Raw genomic sequence first — 17,779 nt, forward strand, 5'->3', positions numbered from 1 at the left:
AGGAAGGCGCAACGCTGCCGGGTCGGTGAATTTCGCAAGCCTATTGCAAAGATTGCAACGCCATCTGATCACTTGGGCCTCTACGCTTATGTGTGCGTCCCAGGGAGCAAAATTATGGAAATTGATTGGTTGGAAGATTTTTTGGCACTATCGTCAGCAGGGGTCTTCGCGAAGGCGGCGCACACTCGGAATATCAGTCAATCTGCGTTTACACGACGTATCAAAAGTCTGGAGCATTGGGTTGGCACGCCTCTATTTAACAGAAGCGTCCATCCGGTCGAACTCACGGCGGCTGGTAGAGCATTCAGGCCAACGGCTTGTGAAACTATCAACAATCTTCGTTTGGCCAGAGAAGACCTTGCGCGTCTCTCAAGCGGCAAGGAAGAACTGTTGAGATTTTCGGTTTTACACACGCTTTCGATCTCTTTTGTTCCGAGTTGGCTCAAGAGGGTTATCAATTCGATTGGTCCAGTAAAAACCAGGTTTATGGTCGACAATTTCTCAGATTGCGTTGAGGCGCTGACAGCCGGAAATGTCGACTTCATGTTTTGCTACGATCATCCATCAATGGCAGCATTGGCCAAGGATGCCTGGCATCCTTCAATCAAGGTTTCCGATGATTGCCTCGTCGCGGTATCACCTGCGGATACGAATGGTTGCCCGCTATTTCATTTTGGCCAAGAGAGTAAGCTGCCTTTGTTAACGTATTCCCAGGAAAGTTTCCTTGGGCGATTGAGCCAAACGGTGATTGAGAAATCCGGTTTTGCCGAAAGACTTGACCCGCGTAGCGAGAACTCGGTCGCGGAGGCACAGAAAGCTGCCTGTCTCGAAGGGCTTGGGATTGCCTGGCTGCCGGAATTGGCGATCCGTAAAGAGCTTGAGGACGGACAACTCGTTCGCATCAGTGACACTAGGTCTGAGCATAAAATGTCGATCAAGCTCTTTCGAAACATGGGAAAAAGCAGGCCTTCTGTCGAACGTTTTTGGATGTTTGCGCAGAGTATTGACGAAACGCCCAACCGGGCGAGAGAAATTGCCTGAGATGGTTTGTCTATTGTCTTTCAGCCAGCTTCCAGAGTCTTTCGAGTTGCGGCCTCGTCCGTTCTATTGAACGATAAAGCTTAATATAAATGTCAACTTCAAAGTCTGGCTCACTAACCTGGACAAGTTTGCCCTCAGACAGCTCCTGCTTGACAGCGCCTGCTGGAAGGAAAGTTACTCCATGCCTTTCGAAGCAGGCGGATTTTAACGCCTCAGCTACTGAGTTTTCGTATATTGGCGTCAGAGCGTTCTTTAGGTTTCCGCGTTCAATGCAAACTTGGGATATCCGCCCAAGAAATGTATCAGGCGGGTATGACAAGTAAGGCGCTGTTTCTGTTTCTTTCAGTTCAAACAACGCTTTCCCTTCAGCATTCGCGGCGCTGACAGCGATGATCTTATCCTTGGCAATCGTCGCGGAGGGATAGCGGCTTTCGTCTGATATGGTTGGAACAGCCGGGTGGTAGTAGCAAAGCATGAAGTCTGCGCTGCCGTTCAGAATGGCTTCGGCGCAGCCAGAGTAGTTTTCAGCAACCAACCTTGATTTTATCGGGCCGAGATACTCAACTATTTGATTTAGCCAGGATGGGAAGAAGGAAATTGCAAGTGTGTGGAGCGCGACAAAGTCCAGTGTATCAGCCTCGCGGCGAGACAGACTTCTAATGTCGTCTTTACTCAGCTTGAGTGCATTTATTGTATCGACCGCTGTTTGCTTAAACGCCTTTCCCGCTGCGGTAAGTTCGACCGGATGGACGCTCCTGTCAAACAATGGGGTGCCTGCCCAATGCTCCAGATTCTTGATGCGTCGCGTGAAAGCAGATTGACTGATGTTTCTCGCATCAGCGGCCCGCGCAAATACTCCGGCTGTAGATAGGGCAAGAAAATCTTCCAGCCAATCTATCTCCATTTGGGTGCTCCTTCTCCCGACTGACCTAAGTATTTCGATGCGTTGCGAATATTGCAATGCCCATGCACCGGTAGTCATGGCGCTGCAAGACATGCCGGATTAGCTCTCGGTTCAGCCAAGTTGAATTCCAAACACCCATTCGCTGTGTGCGTGGACGTTCAATACTGAGAGGATGACGAAGAATGACCTGCATGAGAACCGAAACGGATAGCCTCGGAACTGTTGAAATTCCTCAAGATGCGGCGTGGGGAAGTCAAACCCAACGCGCTCGCGAGAACTTTCCAATCACAGGTGTCGCAATCAGCCATTACCATGAGCTTGTTGTTGGTCTGGCCTCGGTGAAAAAAGCCTGTGCGTTGGCAAATCGCGATCTTGGCGGCCTATCTGATGAAAAAGCGGGAGTTATTTCAGCAGTTTGTGACGAGATTATGGATGGTCAGCATCACGAGCAATTCATCGTTGATGTCATGCAGGGGGGTGCTGGCACATCAACAAACATGAATGCCAATGAAGTCATTGCAAATCTGGGCCTGAAGAAACTCAAAGCTAATATTGGAGAGTATGATCTTCTGCATCCGAATGATCATGTGAACAGATCCCAATCGACCAACGATGTGTATCCGACGGCAATAAGATTGGCCGTGTTGGCTCGTATAGGTCCTCTTATCGAGGCAATGTACAACTTGAGCAAATCGCTTAACAACAAGGCCACTGAGTTCGATCACATTATGAAGGTGGGTCGTACTCAACTACAGGATGCGGTTCCGATGTCTCTTGGCTCCGAATTTCGGGGATACGCGACCACAATCAATGAAGATGTTGACCGTCTAAGCGATCTGTCGCGGTTACTTACCGAGGTCAACTTGGGGGGGACGGCGATAGGAACGCGCATCAACGCGCCTGCGAAGTTTGGAGAAACTGCCGTTTCCCACCTCCGGGATATCACTGGTGAGCCGCTTTCGCTGGCCAAAGACCTTATTGAAGCTTCGTCTGATCTTGGGGCCTTTGTGATGTTTTCCGGTACGTTGAAAAGGGTTGGCATAAAGCTTTCGAAAATCTGTAACGATCTCCGTCTGATGTCTTCAGGCCCAAGGGCGGGAATTGGTGAAATTGTTCTACCAGCAGTTCAGGCCGGATCGTCCATCATGCCCGGCAAGGTCAACCCGGTCATTCCGGAAGTAGTTAACCAGGTTTGTTTTCAGGCAATTGGGAACGATTTGACGGTGACAATGGCGGCTGAAGCCGGACAGTTTCAGCTCAATGCAATGGAACCGGTCATTATTCACAAGGTGCTGGAGACAATGGGATCACTTACCAATGCCATGAATGTTCTATCTGATCGTTGCATTAAGGGCATTATTGCCGATGAGGCGCGATGCCAAGCATTGTTGGAAAACAGTCTTGTCCATGTAACGGCGCTCGCACCGGTTATAGGCTATGAAGCGGCGACGAAACTCGCCAAGTACGCGCAAGCTCACGGGCTTAGTTTACAGGCCGCGGCAGAACCTGCGCTTCAAGCAGAACAAGCACAAAAAGCCATTGAGCACATGGGCTTTAACAACGTCGGAGGCTGAAGCAATGACACCGGCTAAAACACTTCGCTTGGGAATTGTGGGCGGTCTGGGCGCTCTTTCAGGTGCTGATCTGCTCTATCGAATTGTAGAAGCCACTCCGGTCAAATCTGAGGAGGATCATAGAGAGCTGATATTTGAGCAGAAACCCATGCGTGAACCAATCACGCCTATGGAGCTCAACTACAATCCTACACACCGTAAGCTATACGTTTTCGATACTCTGTCACGAATGGAGCGGGAAGGATGCGACGCAGCCTTGCTTCCGTGCTTCATCACCCATTGCTTTTTGCAAGAGCTGGAAGACGAGCTTGACCTGAAGCTGATCAGCATGACCGAGGCAATCAAAGATCGTGTTGAAGCGCTTCCAGAGAAACCCTCAAAAATTGGCGTTCTAACGACACCATTTGTGCGTAGAAGCAGGCTTTTTGATGGTCTTTTCGGCAAAGACATAGATGTCGTCTATCCGACGGACGAGATGGAATTAGCAGTCATGCATGCCATCTACGGAGAAAACGGTTTCAAGTCAGGAAATCGCGCAGGAGATATCTTTGCTCCGATTAGTTCAGCTCTCGACTATATGTCCAGTGCAGGTGCAACGGTGTTCGTGCCTGGCATGACTGAGCTCGCTTTGTTGTTTGATAGGCTCGAAGTTCCAGCAAGGATGACCCCTATCGATTCCGCTTCTGCCTACGCTGAGCATGCCTTGAAAGCTACCGAAGTGGCCCGTCATCGAAAATTCAAAGTCGGCGTCGTCGGCGGGGTTGGGCCTGCCGCGACGGTGGATTTCATGAGCAAGCTTGTTGGAGCTACTCAAGTAAATCGTGATCAGGATCACATCAAGATTCTTGTCGAACAAAACCCACAGATTCCTGATCGCACTGAAAACCTGGTAAACGACGGGACAGACCCCACCGTTGCACTTTATTCAACAAGCAAGAAACTGGAGCGAGGCGGCGCAGATATGATTGCGATCCCCTGTAATACAGCGCACGCATATGTTGATCGTATTCAGCGCCATCTGGACATTCCGATTGTGAGCATATTGTCGGCGACGACGGATCATATCACCAAAAACTCACCAGAGGTTCGCCGCGTCGGAATTTTGGCGACGAATGGCACAGTCCAGAGTGGGCTATATCAGCAAGCTCTCAAGAACGCAGGGTTGGATTATGTCATACCGGATGGGTTTCATCAGGTTTTGGTCATGGAAGCTATCTATGGCTCAAAGGGAGTGAAAGCCGGATTTACGGAGGGGCTCTGTAAAGAGCAGATTGCGCAGGCATTTAAGTACTTGGTCGAAAACGGTGCAGAGGCAGTTATCCTCGGCTGTACTGAACTCCCTCTCATTGTAGATGAGCACGACGAAGGTCTTGGTGCTGTACCGATTGACCCGACCGATGTGTTGGCTCGCAAGTGTGTGCAACTTGCGCGCTCATGAGTTTTAATAACGACTGATGTTAAGGAAAGGGCATTGCAAAACTTGCAATGCCCTTTCCCTGTTTGCGGCACCTCCGCATCCACCGGAGTGCTAGAAAAGCTGCAATGGCCGCCAGCTTGTGATGCTGGCGGCCTGTGGAAAGGGAGGTAATCATGAATTCCGCAACACGCAAAACAGGGTTTCTCGCACCCTGGAGAAACATGCTTCTATGGAAGCAAATTGTTATTGCTCTCGTTCTTGGGATCGTCGTTGGCGTCACACTGAATATCACTGGAAACGAAGCTTTTGCGGGAACGATCAAGCACATCGGAACGTTGTTCCTTTCCTTGATCAAAATGCTCATCGTGCCGTTGATTTTTGTGTCGTTAGTCTGCGGTATGACTTCTGTAAGCGATATGGCTCGTATGGGGCGGATCGGCTTGAAATCCGTTGTCTTTTACCTGTGCACGACAGCGTTCGCTATCGCTATCGGTTTGGCTCTTGGAAACCTGTTTCAGCCCGGTGTTGGGATTGACCTTGGTGCCGCTGAAGCGATGGAGGCAAAAACTGCACCGCCGTTCATCGATCAGCTTATTGCGATTGTGCCGAAAAACCCGATTGCCGCAGCCGCTGATGGTAAAGTGCTCCAGATCATCTTCTTCGCGATAATGTTTGGGCTCTCAATCAATCTTGTGGGCGATGCAGGAAAACCAATCCGTGACTTCTTCGAGGCTTTGAATTCCGTAATCCTGAAGCTCACTGAAATTGTCATCTCTTTCGCGCCTTACGGTGTGTTTGCGCTGATGGCCTGGGTTGCCGGTACTTACGGGCTGGATCTCCTTCTGCCGCTCGGAACAATCATCGCTGCACTTTATATTGGCTGCATTCTGCATGCGTTGTTCGTTTACGGCGGCCTGGTGACATTCTTGGCTCGCTTGAATCCGGTGCGCTTTTTCCAAGGGATTGTAGAGCCACAGATCGTAGCCTTCACCAGCACGTCCTCGTCCGGCACGCTGCCGGTCACGATGACGGCCGTTCAAAAGAACCTCGGCGTGAACCGCTCTGTTGCCAGCTTCACACTGCCTCTTGGAGCGACGATCAACATGGATGGTACGGCAATGTATCAAGGTGTCGCGGCCCTCTTTGTTGCACAGGCCTTTGGTGTTGAGCTGGGAATGTCGGAATATGTAACGATCATTCTGACTTCGACGCTGGCCTCAATTGGCACCGCAGGCGTTCCTGGCGCTGGCTTGGTCATGCTGTCGCTTGTCCTTACTTCAGTCGGCTTGCCGCTGGAAGGAGTCGCGATTGTCGCTGGTATCGACCGCATCCTAGATATGGCGCGGACAGCTCTCAATGTCACCGGTGACGCGGCCTGTACTGTTCTTATTGCCAAGTCAGAGGACCAACTTGATTTGGATGCCTATAACACGCCCCACGTGTTGGAGGCTCCGGATCTGTCAAAAGCATAGATCGTCAACACCTGTATTCAGCCGCCCCAAATTGGGGCGGCTGTCATTTGCTTGTAGATAGTCCACGAAGAGAGCTTCTTAATCAGCGTTGCCTCTGCAAATGCAATCGAAACCAAGGCCAGACTTAATTCTCCATTGAACATTTATGTCGTTCTGGACATTCAAGATGGCGTATCAGAAAACGGGTTTGTCTGCTTCATCGGTTTTGCAAAGCTCGGATTTGAATGTCTGGTTTGGGCTGCCACCTGCCAATTATACCTGCTGCGGAGAATGGCTACTCCGAGCCCAAAACTGACAAAAGCTGCAACAAACACAATTTTCGGTTGACCGCTTGAAAGCCGGCATTGGCTGATTTTAGACTCATAACTGCCTTTGGTCGCACCAGGTTGCGCCGCGGTGCACTGTCGCTGAACCAACTATTCGCTTCCGCAGCTAAAGCCAAAAGGCCACCACAAAACACTGTTGGCCGCATCACTGGTGATACGATTGTGTTACATGCATGAAATAGCCCTTAAAAAAGCTCTCTGTTTGTAGAGCCACGCGAAACCACCTCAAAACCGAGGTCAACTTGCGAATTCAACTCGATTGTTTCAGCGTCCAACGCTTCAACAATCGTACTGACAGCTTTGCGTCCGATTTCATAACGGGGCGTTGAAATTGAAGTTAGGCTCGGACTCAGGTGCTTACTCATTTCCAGGTCATTGAAACCGCAGATGCCCAAGTCTTCCGGTATTCGGATGCCGCGTCGCTGCGCCTCCAATAAAGCGCCAATTGCAAGGTCATCATTATTGCAAAAAATGGCGTCCGAATCCGGCGCGCGCGCAAGAAGTTCGCTCAACAGCTCTGTGCCCAAAGTTACGGATGACGACGCGGACGTGACAACTACTCGATCTGATGAAAAGAGACTGGCGTTTTTACTCAGTTCCTTCTCAAAACCTGCGAGGCGCCGTTGCGTTCTCGGGTCCATTCGTGCGCCCAAAAAGCCAATTCGATCATAACCCCGGTCCCGCAAATGCCGCGCAGCTGCCGCACCCGCCTGAAAGTGAGAAAATCCTATCATGTTGCCCGCAGCGTTTTTGTCGAAATCCATGATCTGGACAACAGGACAGCTCGCACCAAGTAACAGGTCTTTGGACACCTTGGTCTGGTCCAATCCGGAGACGATTAACCCCGCTGGCTTTTGACGCAAAAACCTTCTTATCAGCTCTTCTTCAGTAAGAGGCCGATAGCGGAAGTTACCGATCTGGATGGAATAGGGTTTATCCTCAACTTCGTCGTAAATCCCTCGAATGACATCTGAAAACACGCTGTTTGTTAACGACGGGATCAATAGGCCGATAATGTCAGTGCGATTGGAGGCGAGCGCTGAAGCCGCGGCGTCAGGGACATATCCCAGTTTGTCGACTGCGGCCTCAACCTTTTGACGCGACCTTGCTGACACGACATGAGGCGTTCGCAAAACACGCGATACAGTGATTGCGCTGACACCCGCTGCATTGGCAACATCGATGAGAGTAATACTGCTCTTTTCCTTTGTTTTTCTCATGAATTAAGTATCTACCACAAAATGCAGACTCTGCAATAGTTGACAAATGATTGCGCAATCATTACGAAATGGTTGCGCAATCATTATACGGTCGAATCTAAACGCTGAGACCATCTTTGGGAGGAAACATGCGTAGTCACATTTCAAAACTCACCGCACTGACGGTGATCGGCGTAGCTTTGGCCGGAGCGGCCGCAGCTCAGGATTACAACTTCCGCTTCCAGTCTTCGGACCCGGCGGGGAATGCGAACTTCATTCTTCAACAGTCCTGGGCGGAAGATGTAAGTGAACGGACGGGTGGAAAGGTCGCCATCGAGCTTCTTCCCGTTGGCACAATCGTCGCGCACACCGAAACCCAAGACGCCGTAGCGGGTGGAATTCTGGATGGCCACTTCACCGACACATCATACTTTGCAGGTAAAGAGCCAGCGTTCGGCCTTATCGCCAACCCGGTTGGCGCCTGGTCAGACCCGGAACAAATGTTCGACTTCATGGAGAACGGCGGCGGCAAAGAGCTGATGAACGGTCTGCTTGAACCTTATGGTCTGCATTTCATCGGAGCCACCACTCCTGGCCTCGAAGCGTTTTTGTCCAAAGTGCCACTGAATGGCGTGGATGACCTTGCAGGTTTGAAAATGCGCGCGCCAGAAGGCATGGTGCAACGTGTGTTCGCAGCGGCCGGTGCCGCCCCGGTAAATCTACCGGGCAGTGAAGTATTCACATCGCTCGACAAAGGTGTGATCGACGCGGCTGACTACACCGTGTTCTCGACCAATCACGAACAGGGAATGCATGACATCGCAACGCACCCTGTTTACCCAGGTTTCCACTCAATGCCGCTAGTCGAAGTCAGCATCAACAAAGACACATGGGACTCGCTGCCTGCAGATATACAGGCTGCATTGGAGCAGAGCGTCTCTGACTTCGCGCGGATGCAGGTCAGCACTCTGGCTGAGCGTGATGCAGTTGCAGTCGCTGAAGCCGCAGAGTCAGGTGTGACCGTTCACGACTGGTCGGCCGAGGAACGCGCACGCTTCCGGGCAATCGCAAAGGGCGAGTGGGAGGCGGCGGCTGGTTCTTCGGAAGCTTCTGCCCAGGTCTACGAAGCCCTGACCACCTACCTCAACGAGAACGGTTTGCTGAACTAAAAACCAAAATCGAGCATAACGTCCCCGATGGGTTTTGTCGGGGGCGTTTTTCCGTCTTGGGGGAGGGGTAGAGATGGCAAGTCAAAGTGATGAACACATGCCCAAAAGGGCAGGTTCAACCGGCGCGATTCCGGAAGCGGGGTTCCTCGGAAAAGCAGTAAACACGCTGGGAATTGTGTTTGGAGTCGCAATTCTGTCGTCCGCAGCAATTCTCTTTCTCGAAGTACTTCTTCGCTACGTCTTCAATAGCCCAACGATTTGGGCGCATGAGACGGTGATTTTCCTTACGGCAAGCTCCTTTATTTTTGGTGGTCTCTATGTAGCTGCGCGCAACGCGCACATTCGGGTTGTGCTGATCTATGACCTGATCAGCCCCAAGAAACGCAGGGTTTTCGACGTAGTAATTTCACTCGTTTGCAGTTTTGCGTGTGCATTCTTTGCATGGGCGTCGTGGCGGAGCGTGGTCCGGGCGGTCTGGACCCCCGCGGGCGATTTCCGACTCGAAACAACCGGCAGCGCCTGGGATCCGCCCACCGCCGGATTGGTGAAAGTATTTCTGTTCGTCGTTCTCATACTGCTTGCTGTCCAATTTGCGGTTCTCGCCTTCAACTACATCAGAAACCGGGACGGTTAAGCCATGGAAGTTTTGTCACTGTTCACAGACTTCAAGGCCATGGGCATTGAATGGGCGACGCTGGTTATGTTCGTCATGTTGCTGGGGCTGTTGCTGACGGGCATGCCGCTGGCGTTCGTGACCCTGCTCGTCGCCCTGATCTTCGCCCTTGGGTGGTTCGGCCCAATGGCAGTTCCCCTTATCACCTCGCGAATATTCAGCTTCGTAAACAGTTTTGTTTTCGTCTCGGTGCCAATGTTTGTGCTTATGGCGTCGATCCTGGATCGTTCAGGCATCGCAAAGGACCTCTTCGATGCGATGCGCGTCGTCGGTGGAAGGCTGCGAGGTGGTGTTGCCATCCAAACCTTACTAGTGGCTGTGGTTCTTGCTGCGATGTCTGGCATCATCGGTGGTGAAGTCGTCCTGCTGGGCCTTCTGGCGCTGCCGCAAATGCTGCGTTTGGGCTATGATCGAAGACTCGCTATCGGTGTGTGCTGCGCCGGTGGTGCGCTTGGCACGATGATCCCGCCGTCCATCGTGTTGATCATCTACGGTTTGACAGCGAGCGTCTCGATTGGCGACCTGTTTACGGCATCGTTTCTGCCGGGCCTCATGCTGGCATCCTTCTACATCACCTATGTATTGGTTCGGGCATATCTCAACCCCGAGGTCGCGCCCGTACCGGAACCGGATGAAATCTCGACCAAAGACAAGCTGCGCCTACTCAAGGGTCTGATACTCCCGATTATCGTGGTCATTGTGGTGCTTGGATCCATTTATGGAGGGATTGCATCAGTTACTGAAGCCTCGGCAATGGGCGTTTTCGGTGTTGCTCTGTCCACAGTGATCCGTGGAGAATTTTCGTGGGAATTGCTAAAGGGCGCTGCACTGCAAACCTTATCGACGGTTGGTATGATCGTCTGGATCGGTATTGGCGCGTCCGCCCTGGTTGGCGTGTTCAATCTGATGGGTGGCATCAACTTTGTTTCGGGACTTATCGTCGGCGTCTCGGAAAACCCGACAGTCATCGTGCTGCTGATGATGCTGATCCTCTTTGTGCTGGGCATGTTCCTCGACTGGGTTGGTATTGCATTGCTGACAATGCCGATCTTCGTCCCAATCGTGCGTGACCTCGGCCTGGACCCGGTTTGGTTCGGCGTGGTCTTTGCGATGAATATGCAGGTTAGCTTTTTGTCACCGCCGTTTGGCCCAGCCGCATTCTATCTGAAATCAGTCGCGCCCGAGGGAATATCGCTCGGAGAGATCTTCCGCTCCCTATTGCCATTCATTGCAATGCAGGTGCTGGCGCTTGCGATACTGATTGCGTTCCCCGGTGTAACCGGTCGCTGGTGAGGTTTAAAATGAGAAAAACAAAGCTGCGGTCCCAGGACTGGTTCAACAATCTCGATGATCCTGAGATGACGGCTCTCTATCTGGAGCGCTATCTGAACTACGGTTTAACAATCGAAGAACTAACATCTGATCGTCCCATCATCGCCATTGCGCAAACGGGCAGTGACCTGTCTCCCTGCAACCGACACCATTTGGAGTTGGCGAACCGAACGCGCGAAGCGATCCGTACTGCAGGCGGGATCGCGCTGGAGGTTCCGGTCCACCCGATTCAGGAAACGGGCAAGCGTCCGACGGCGATGCTGGACCGCAACCTTGCGTACTTGAGCTTAGTTGAGACGCTGTACGGCTATCCAATAGACGGCGTTGTGCTCACCATCGGTTGTGACAAAACAACTCCGGCTCTGCTGATGGCGGCGGCAACAGTCAACATCCCGGCTATCGCGCTTTCGGTGGGACCGATGCTGAATGGCTGGCATGAAGGCGAGCGCGCTGGATCGGGCACCGTCATCTGGAAGGCACGGCAGAAGTTCGCAGCAGGTGAAATCGACGCAAAAGGGTTCTTGCAACTCGCGGCAGCATCGGCCCCGTCCGTAGGGTATTGCAACACGATGGGTACGGCATCCACGATGAATTCTCTTGCCGAAGTGTTGGGGATGCAATTGCCTGGATCCGCAGCCATTCCAGCGCCCTATCGAGAACGTGGGCAGATGGCTTACGCCACTGGCTTGCGTATCGTCGAAATGGTCCATGAAGATATCCGTCCCAGTGATATCATGACACGTGAGGCCCTTGAAAACGCAATCGTGGTCGGGTCTGCGTTAGGTGGATCGACCAACGCCCCGATTCATCTGAACGCCATCGCGCGCCACTTGGGAATTGAGTTGAGCAACGATGATTGGGAGCAGTTCGGATTCGAAGTCCCATTGCTCGTCAACATGCAACCCGCCGGTGAATACCTGGGTGAGGACTTCTTTCGCGCTGGCGGGGTTCCTGCGGTCGTTTCAGAGTTGCTGGAAGCCGGATTACTGCCGCACCCAGATACTAAAGGCGCGAACGGAAAATCGATGGCCCAAAACTATACTGGGCAGACTGCCACCAACCGCGACGTCATCCGACCCGCAGATGACCCTCTGCTTTCCAATGCAGGCTTTCTGAACTTCAAAGGCAATCTGTTTGACAGTGCGCTGATGAAAACATCCGTTATCGACGCAGAGTTCCGCCAGCGATACCTATCAGATCCTGCAAACCCTGATGCTTTTGAAGGACGCGCAATCGTTTTTGACGGGCCTGAAGACTTTCACGCAAAGATCGACGACCCCGCTCTGAATATAGATGCAAACTGCATTCTGGTCATGCGGGGGGCCGGACCCAAAGGATATCCTGGCGGTGCCGAAGTGGTTAACATGCGGCCGCCGAGCTATCTGATAAAGCAGGGTATTCGCGCATTGCCTTGCATCGGAGATGGTCGGCAATCGGGCACTTCGGGATCAGCCTCAATCCTGAATGCGTCGCCGGAAGCCGCAGATGGCGGTGGCCTTGCATTTCTAAGAACCGGTGACCGAATTCGTGTGAACCTGCGCGAAAGAACGGTCAATGCGCTTCTTACCGCTCAGGAATTTGCCCAACGACGCGAGCAGCTTGATGCCGACGGCGGCTACCCTGTCCCGGAGAGCCAGTCACCTTGGCAGGATATTTTCCGATACACTGTTTCGCAGTTTTCGGAAGGCATGGTGATGAAAGGTGCTCCCGAGTACCAAGACATCGCGCGCAGGTACTCTTTGCGCAACAACCATTGAGCACTGGAATGGCTGAAATAGATCTCATTTGTGTCGGAGAACCCCTGTTCGAGCTGAGCAACGTCGGGCCGGGTCAATGGCAGTCTGGTTTTGGAGGTGACATCTCCAACGTGGCAGTTGCGGCCGCGCGGCAGGGTGTGCGTTCAGCAATCGTGTCTTTTCTTGGTGATGATCCATTCGGTACTGAGATTCGGAATTTCTGGAGCATGGAAAGCGTCAATGATGACTACGTTGAAACGCTGCCTGATGGCCAAACCGGTCTCTATCTCATCACTCACGACGAAGGCGAGCACCATTTTGAGTACCGCCGCGCCGGTTCGGCGGCATCACAGCTTGGGCCAGAGCACCTTCGCGACGCTATCTTTAAAAATGTGCCGATTGTCCATCTTTCGGGCATAACGCAGGCGATCAGCAAGACCGCCCGTGCGGCTACGGAAAAAGCCATTGAGAAAACAAAACTCAGCGGCGGACGCGTGTCTTATGATCCAAATCTACGATTAAAGCTCTGGCCGCTTCAGCAAGCACGTCGAGTCATTATGGAAACCATTACGAAGGTGGACATCCTGCTGCCGGGCCTCGATGACTCACGCGTTCTGACGGGTTTGGAACAGCCGGACGACATTATCCGATATTTTAGGGATCGTGGACCATCGATTATTGCGCTGACCATGGGCGAGCAGGGTGTTCTGGTGTCCTTTCAGGATGAGGTGCGGCATATTCCAGCGCCGAAGGTTGAAGCCGTCGATGCAAGCGGTGCCGGAGACTGTTTCGATGGCACATTTCTTTCGCAACTGATCGAGGGTCGTACAGTTTTCGAAGCAGCATTCTATGCTGCCTCAGCAGCTGCCTTGTCCGTTCAAGGCCATGGGGCCGCTAAGTCGATCCCAAAACGTGAGGCGGTGCTTGCATTGCTTCAGCAGTCCGGACTCAAGATATGAGCTATCCTTCCAGGATGAAAAGCGAGCAAGTGCTGGAAATCGGCGGTCTATGTCCAGTCATGCCTGTTTTGGAAGTTGAGCGCGCGGAAGATGCAGTCTCACTCGCGCAAGCCCCCTTGGCCGGTGGGCACAGAGTGCTTGAGGTAACTTTACGCACCGCTGACGCGCTAAAGGCGATCTCTGAGACGGCTTCAATCAAGGGCGCTGTGGTTGGTGCGGGAACGCTGCGAACGCCGGAGGATGTTCGAGCGGCAAAGTAAGACGGTGCGGTATTCGGAGTATCGCCGAGAGCGACAGACTCCCTGCTGGCCGCTTGCGAAACCGAGGATTTGCCGATCTTACCGGGTGCCACCACCTTAAGCGAGGTGATGGCGTTGTTGGAAAAGGCCTACACGGCACTTGATCGAGTTAGGTAGTCTTACACTTTAAGATGATTTTGGAACGCAAGTCGCCGAGCAGGAAAAACAAATTTTCGACGCGATCTATGTCGCGCCGTAGCAGACCGCCAAGATTGGTACATTGCATCGGTCGCAAGGTTCCGCCTCTGCGCTTGAAAGCCCTACCAAGCAGGCTAAAGCAGAGCGTTCGATATTGGTGCCGACCTTCGCAACCGGTTCGGCATCAAGCTCGCTTGCGGGCTTTTGTTTTGCTTCGGTGAGCTGCTTTGGCTTGGAACGCAGCCAATCAGGGAGTGAAAACAATGAACAAGACTTGGTTTTAGGACGCTTAGTCTAATAGTGATACTGCGGGCATCGTCCTTCAAGACATCACCGGAGGAAACATGCGTTTTTCTGCAACTGTCATACGCCTGAACTGGTCTAGGGTCGAGAGATTCGCTCGACATCTTCAACCGTTTACACGCGCTCGGTTTTTCCCTTCGACTGCTTAAAACTGCCGATCATTCCGATGCGATGATAACCCCGCTCCGCCTCCGATAGCATCTCTTGGCCAAGTTCATTGCTTCCACGATCTAAATAATAGTTTCCCTTCAATCTGATTAAATGAAGCCAGTCAGGGGTCATCTCTAGACGGCTTGCCATTGCTGTCGCTTCTTCCAGATACGGAAGGCTTTTTTCGTCCCAATTTGCTCGAAAAATATTGCGCCTAGCCCAAACTTCTACAGATTCTAAATTATAAATCATTGCAGTTTGGAGCGATTTTTCGGCCATGGATGACGCTTCCCCAATTTTCCCACAACCTAACAGCGCACTTGTTAATGCAGTCTCTGCATAACCCGCCAAAACACCAGTTTCACCAAGTGGAAGTGTCTCTTGCAACGCTTTCAATGTTCGTAGCCCAGACTCAGGATAGCCCAAAAGAACCAGAACAAAACCAAGATGTATCTGCAAAAGCGAGTGTACGAACTCCCCACTTCGGCCATGAAGCGAAAGTAGAGATCTTCTTAAGTTCGAAATGGCACCGGAGAACTCGCCCTGGTGTGTAAGAACGTACTGTCTGAAAAACTCCGCCAGATGCCGGTCTTCTTCACCACGGTCCTCTGTGACTAAGCTCAACATCTCACTAACTTCTTCGCGAGCATCTTTAAACCGCCCCAATTGAGCCAGCGCCATTGCTCGATATCCATGGATTTCAAGGCTGCTTTGAGATTCTGTCGAAATCAGAACTTTCTTAAACTTTCCGCGATAGAAAAAAGATGTGTACTCACTTTCGATACCAAACTTTGGAGTTGCACCAATGTAAGCACATGCCTGTGCGTATGGTTTCTTTAGTGAAGGCTCATGTTGATTGGGGTTCGGCGTATACTCTCGTGCAAATGATACATACCGCTGGGTGTTGTAAAGGCAACGCAAGTACAGATTCTCGCTTGCGGAGAAATAGGATGAGTTTCCTCTTGTTTCTTCAACCAACATGATAATTTCATGCCACATTTCGAATTCTGATAGTCGTGAAATGAGGTCTAGAAAGTCCGTATCGCTCATAGGTTCCAACCCAAAGTCCACCATGTAACGCACAATTGCGGACATCTCGTTTCTGTTCAAAGTGGGGATAGATTTGTAAAAATGATCGTTGAATACTGTATGCGGGCTGGGAATGGATTTTGATCTTTCCCCGATTAATTCATGAGAAATCGACAGGATATTGCGTGAAAGGATAAGATCTTTGTTAATCAACCGAAAGTCTAATAGAGAACTTTCTGCTGCTATCGGTGACCTGCCAAATACCTCCACAAAGCGGTCAAGTTTGATTTTTCCACCAAATGAAGAAATTCGCTTTAAAGAAGTTTTATCACCTGGCGGTAATGCCATGAGGACTTGATCAATAAAAACCGAGCTGGTCGGTTGAGCACGCAAACCGTTTGACTTTTCTTCGGTCAAAGCACGGTGCCGCTCATCTCCCAAAATTCTGGCGTGATCCAGTGCTCGTTGAATAAGCACCGGAAGGCCCAGCGACATAGCGACAATGCTCGAGACATATTCCGAACTCTGCGGACCATTGTGTTTAGAAGAAAGAAATTCGCGGACTTGGCTTCTGTTTAAAGCCGCGAGACGAAAACTAAGATGCTCTTCGTCTTTGAAGTAGCTGGGTTCGCTCTTGGTGGCGATGAAGATTAAACAATTCGATCTTTGGCAGACAGCAAGAATTTTCTCCATTGTGCGTACTTGATCGTTGGACATTAAGTGGGCGTCATCGAAAAAGAGAACTATGAACGGGCCCTCGACAGAATGCAAAATCAACTCATCCAGGCGGATGGAACCGGTGATAGAATCATGGTCACTCGAAGCTTCGGCGTGGCTCCAAATAAAGGCATTAGGAGAATGCTGTCTTTGAAGTTTTGAATTTGAAGTTTGGTCTAGCTCCTGAGCGAACTCGTTCGAAAGCCTATTTTCAATTCCCGACAGTAGCGCTGTAGTGGAACCTCCTACATAGTCCGGACCACCAAGTGAAACAATCTTCTGTTGACTGGTGGAGTGTCTTCTGAGGAATTTTTCGACGGTGTATGTTTTCCCTACCCCAGACGGGCCGGTAACAAAAACTACTTGACCCTGTAATGGTTCAACTCGCTTCATCACATCCCGAAAGTCTCTAATAATGTCTTCTCTGCACCATTCTGCGTCTTCAGAAATGAATTGCGGTTTCATAGCTTTGACTTTTTCGGCACTCGCAGATGCAATGAAATCTGAAATGTCAAATGTTGGTGCCACTTGGAGATCGTCTTCCAGCAGCTTTTTGTGTTTCAAAAATCTTTGAGCAGCATGCGCCGTGTTGCCCCGGTTAACTTCGTGTATGATGGATTTTGTTGCCGCCAAATCGCTGTATGGGTCCAACCTTCTAAGTAGTTCACATTGTACCAGTTGAGGTTTTCCAAGTACTTTATTTTTGTAGCTTCGCAATGCCTCCTCTAGAAGGCCTACGGTTTCGCTTCTTAGTTCCTGCCTAGTTTGATACAGCCACTCATCGAACTCTGGATCGAGGCCATCTAGGCCAAGTAAGAACTCTGGAGCTGCGGAGATCTTGGAGCGCAAAAACTCTGGGTCGTTTGAAACTTGAATGGCTTGTAAGTCGGAGCAAACTGCGTTTTTCGAAATAGTCAAAGAGTGCTTGCCTATGTTTTGAACATAGTCATTTGTTCCAAGAGCCCTCCTTAGTTCAGCCAAAGATTGTCGAAGACTGTTTCGGCGCTGGGATTCGTGTGACTTACTCCACAGTAATTCCGAAAGAGCCTGGCGTTCTGCATGACCATCACGTAGCAGCACGAGAAAAACCGCTAACGACTTACGGTTGTTTAATTTTATGAGCGAACCGCTGTTATCCCAAAGTGCAAATTGACCTAGGAAACTAACTCTAATGTTAGGTTGAGTACCCATGTACGATTATTATGCATTGCTGACTTATGTGGAAATCATGCACGCCACAGTTGCTAGAGTCACGGAAAAATAACGGAAAACATATACCGTGATTATGGGCTGGAAAGATGAATGCTGTGGACGAACTGGATCTGATGCCGATTCCCATGG

13 protein-coding genes are annotated in these 17,779 nt (G+C 51.2%); 10 read left to right on the plus strand and 3 right to left on the minus strand.

The window, feature by feature from the left end; all coding sequences use genetic code 11:
* Window positions 1–114: 114 nt before the first annotated feature.
* Window positions 115–1,041 carry a LysR substrate-binding domain-containing protein gene (locus tag ACR0DT_RS09750; RefSeq protein ID WP_480710540.1) on the plus strand — a complete coding sequence of 309 codons (927 nt, stop codon included), beginning with the start codon at window positions 115–117 and terminating at the stop codon, window positions 1,039–1,041.
* Window positions 1,042–1,051: 10 nt separating this feature from the next.
* Here the strand turns inward: ACR0DT_RS09750 and ACR0DT_RS09755 are convergent, their stop codons facing one another.
* On the minus strand, window positions 1,052–1,945 hold the full coding sequence (locus ACR0DT_RS09755; RefSeq protein ID WP_480710541.1) for a LysR family transcriptional regulator: 894 nt from the start codon (window positions 1,943–1,945) through the stop codon (window positions 1,052–1,054).
* 191 nt (window positions 1,946–2,136) lie between these two features.
* Here ACR0DT_RS09755 and ACR0DT_RS09760 point away from each other — a divergent pair, with 191 nt between their 5' ends.
* The 3 genes from ACR0DT_RS09760 to ACR0DT_RS09770 all read left to right on the plus strand — a co-directional run bounded on the left by ACR0DT_RS09760 (window position 2,137) and on the right by ACR0DT_RS09770 (window position 6,408).
* The gene (locus tag ACR0DT_RS09760; protein ID WP_254445006.1) at window positions 2,137–3,519 is read left to right on the plus strand and encodes an aspartate ammonia-lyase; all 1,383 of its coding nucleotides are present in this window, start codon (window positions 2,137–2,139) and stop codon (window positions 3,517–3,519) included.
* A gap of 4 nt (window positions 3,520–3,523) precedes the next feature.
* The gene (cuyB, locus tag ACR0DT_RS09765) at window positions 3,524–4,957 is read left to right on the plus strand and encodes a cysteate racemase (RefSeq protein ID WP_480710542.1); all 1,434 of its coding nucleotides are present in this window, start codon (window positions 3,524–3,526) and stop codon (window positions 4,955–4,957) included.
* A gap of 152 nt (window positions 4,958–5,109) precedes the next feature.
* Window positions 5,110–6,408, plus strand: coding sequence for a dicarboxylate/amino acid:cation symporter (locus ACR0DT_RS09770; protein ID WP_480710543.1), 1,299 nt, complete (start codon window positions 5,110–5,112; stop codon window positions 6,406–6,408).
* A 511-nt stretch (window positions 6,409–6,919) separates the two neighbouring features.
* Here ACR0DT_RS09770 and gntR read toward each other — a convergent pair.
* Window positions 6,920–7,954, minus strand: coding sequence for an HTH-type transcriptional regulator GntR (gene gntR, locus ACR0DT_RS09775; RefSeq protein WP_480710544.1), 1,035 nt, complete (start codon window positions 7,952–7,954; stop codon window positions 6,920–6,922).
* A 128-nt stretch (window positions 7,955–8,082) separates the two neighbouring features.
* Between gntR and ACR0DT_RS09780 the strand changes: the two genes are divergently transcribed.
* The 6 genes from ACR0DT_RS09780 (at window position 8,083) to ACR0DT_RS09805 (ending at window position 14,062) form a co-directional block, all read left to right on the plus strand.
* Window positions 8,083–9,102, plus strand: coding sequence for a TRAP transporter substrate-binding protein (locus ACR0DT_RS09780; RefSeq protein WP_480710545.1), 1,020 nt, complete (start codon window positions 8,083–8,085; stop codon window positions 9,100–9,102).
* 73 nt (window positions 9,103–9,175) lie between these two features.
* Window positions 9,176–9,736 carry a TRAP transporter small permease subunit gene (locus ACR0DT_RS09785; protein WP_480710546.1) on the plus strand — a complete coding sequence of 187 codons (561 nt, stop codon included), beginning with the start codon at window positions 9,176–9,178 and terminating at the stop codon, window positions 9,734–9,736.
* 3 nt (window positions 9,737–9,739) lie between these two features.
* Window positions 9,740–11,068, plus strand: a complete 1,329-nt coding sequence (locus ACR0DT_RS09790) for a TRAP transporter large permease (protein ID WP_480710547.1) — start codon at window positions 9,740–9,742, stop codon at window positions 11,066–11,068.
* 8 nt (window positions 11,069–11,076) lie between these two features.
* Window positions 11,077–12,864 (plus strand): IlvD/Edd family dehydratase, encoded by a 1,788-nt coding sequence (locus ACR0DT_RS09795; protein ID WP_480710548.1) that lies wholly within the window; start codon window positions 11,077–11,079, stop codon window positions 12,862–12,864.
* 8 nt (window positions 12,865–12,872) lie between these two features.
* Complete coding sequence (locus ACR0DT_RS09800) at window positions 12,873–13,802, plus strand: sugar kinase (RefSeq protein WP_480710549.1); 930 nt, start codon at window positions 12,873–12,875, stop codon at window positions 13,800–13,802.
* Window positions 13,799–14,062, plus strand: coding sequence for a hypothetical protein (locus ACR0DT_RS09805; RefSeq protein WP_480710550.1), 264 nt, complete (start codon window positions 13,799–13,801; stop codon window positions 14,060–14,062). The genes ACR0DT_RS09800 and ACR0DT_RS09805 overlap by 4 nt, the downstream gene beginning before the upstream one ends.
* A gap of 594 nt (window positions 14,063–14,656) precedes the next feature.
* Here the strand turns inward: ACR0DT_RS09805 and ACR0DT_RS09810 are convergent.
* Window positions 14,657–17,629 carry an AfsR/SARP family transcriptional regulator gene (locus ACR0DT_RS09810; RefSeq protein WP_480710551.1) on the minus strand — a complete coding sequence of 991 codons (2,973 nt, stop codon included), beginning with the start codon at window positions 17,627–17,629 and terminating at the stop codon, window positions 14,657–14,659.
* Window positions 17,630–17,779: the final 150 nt, after the last annotated feature.

It is taken from the genome of Ruegeria sp. BI11 (assembly GCF_056538005.1).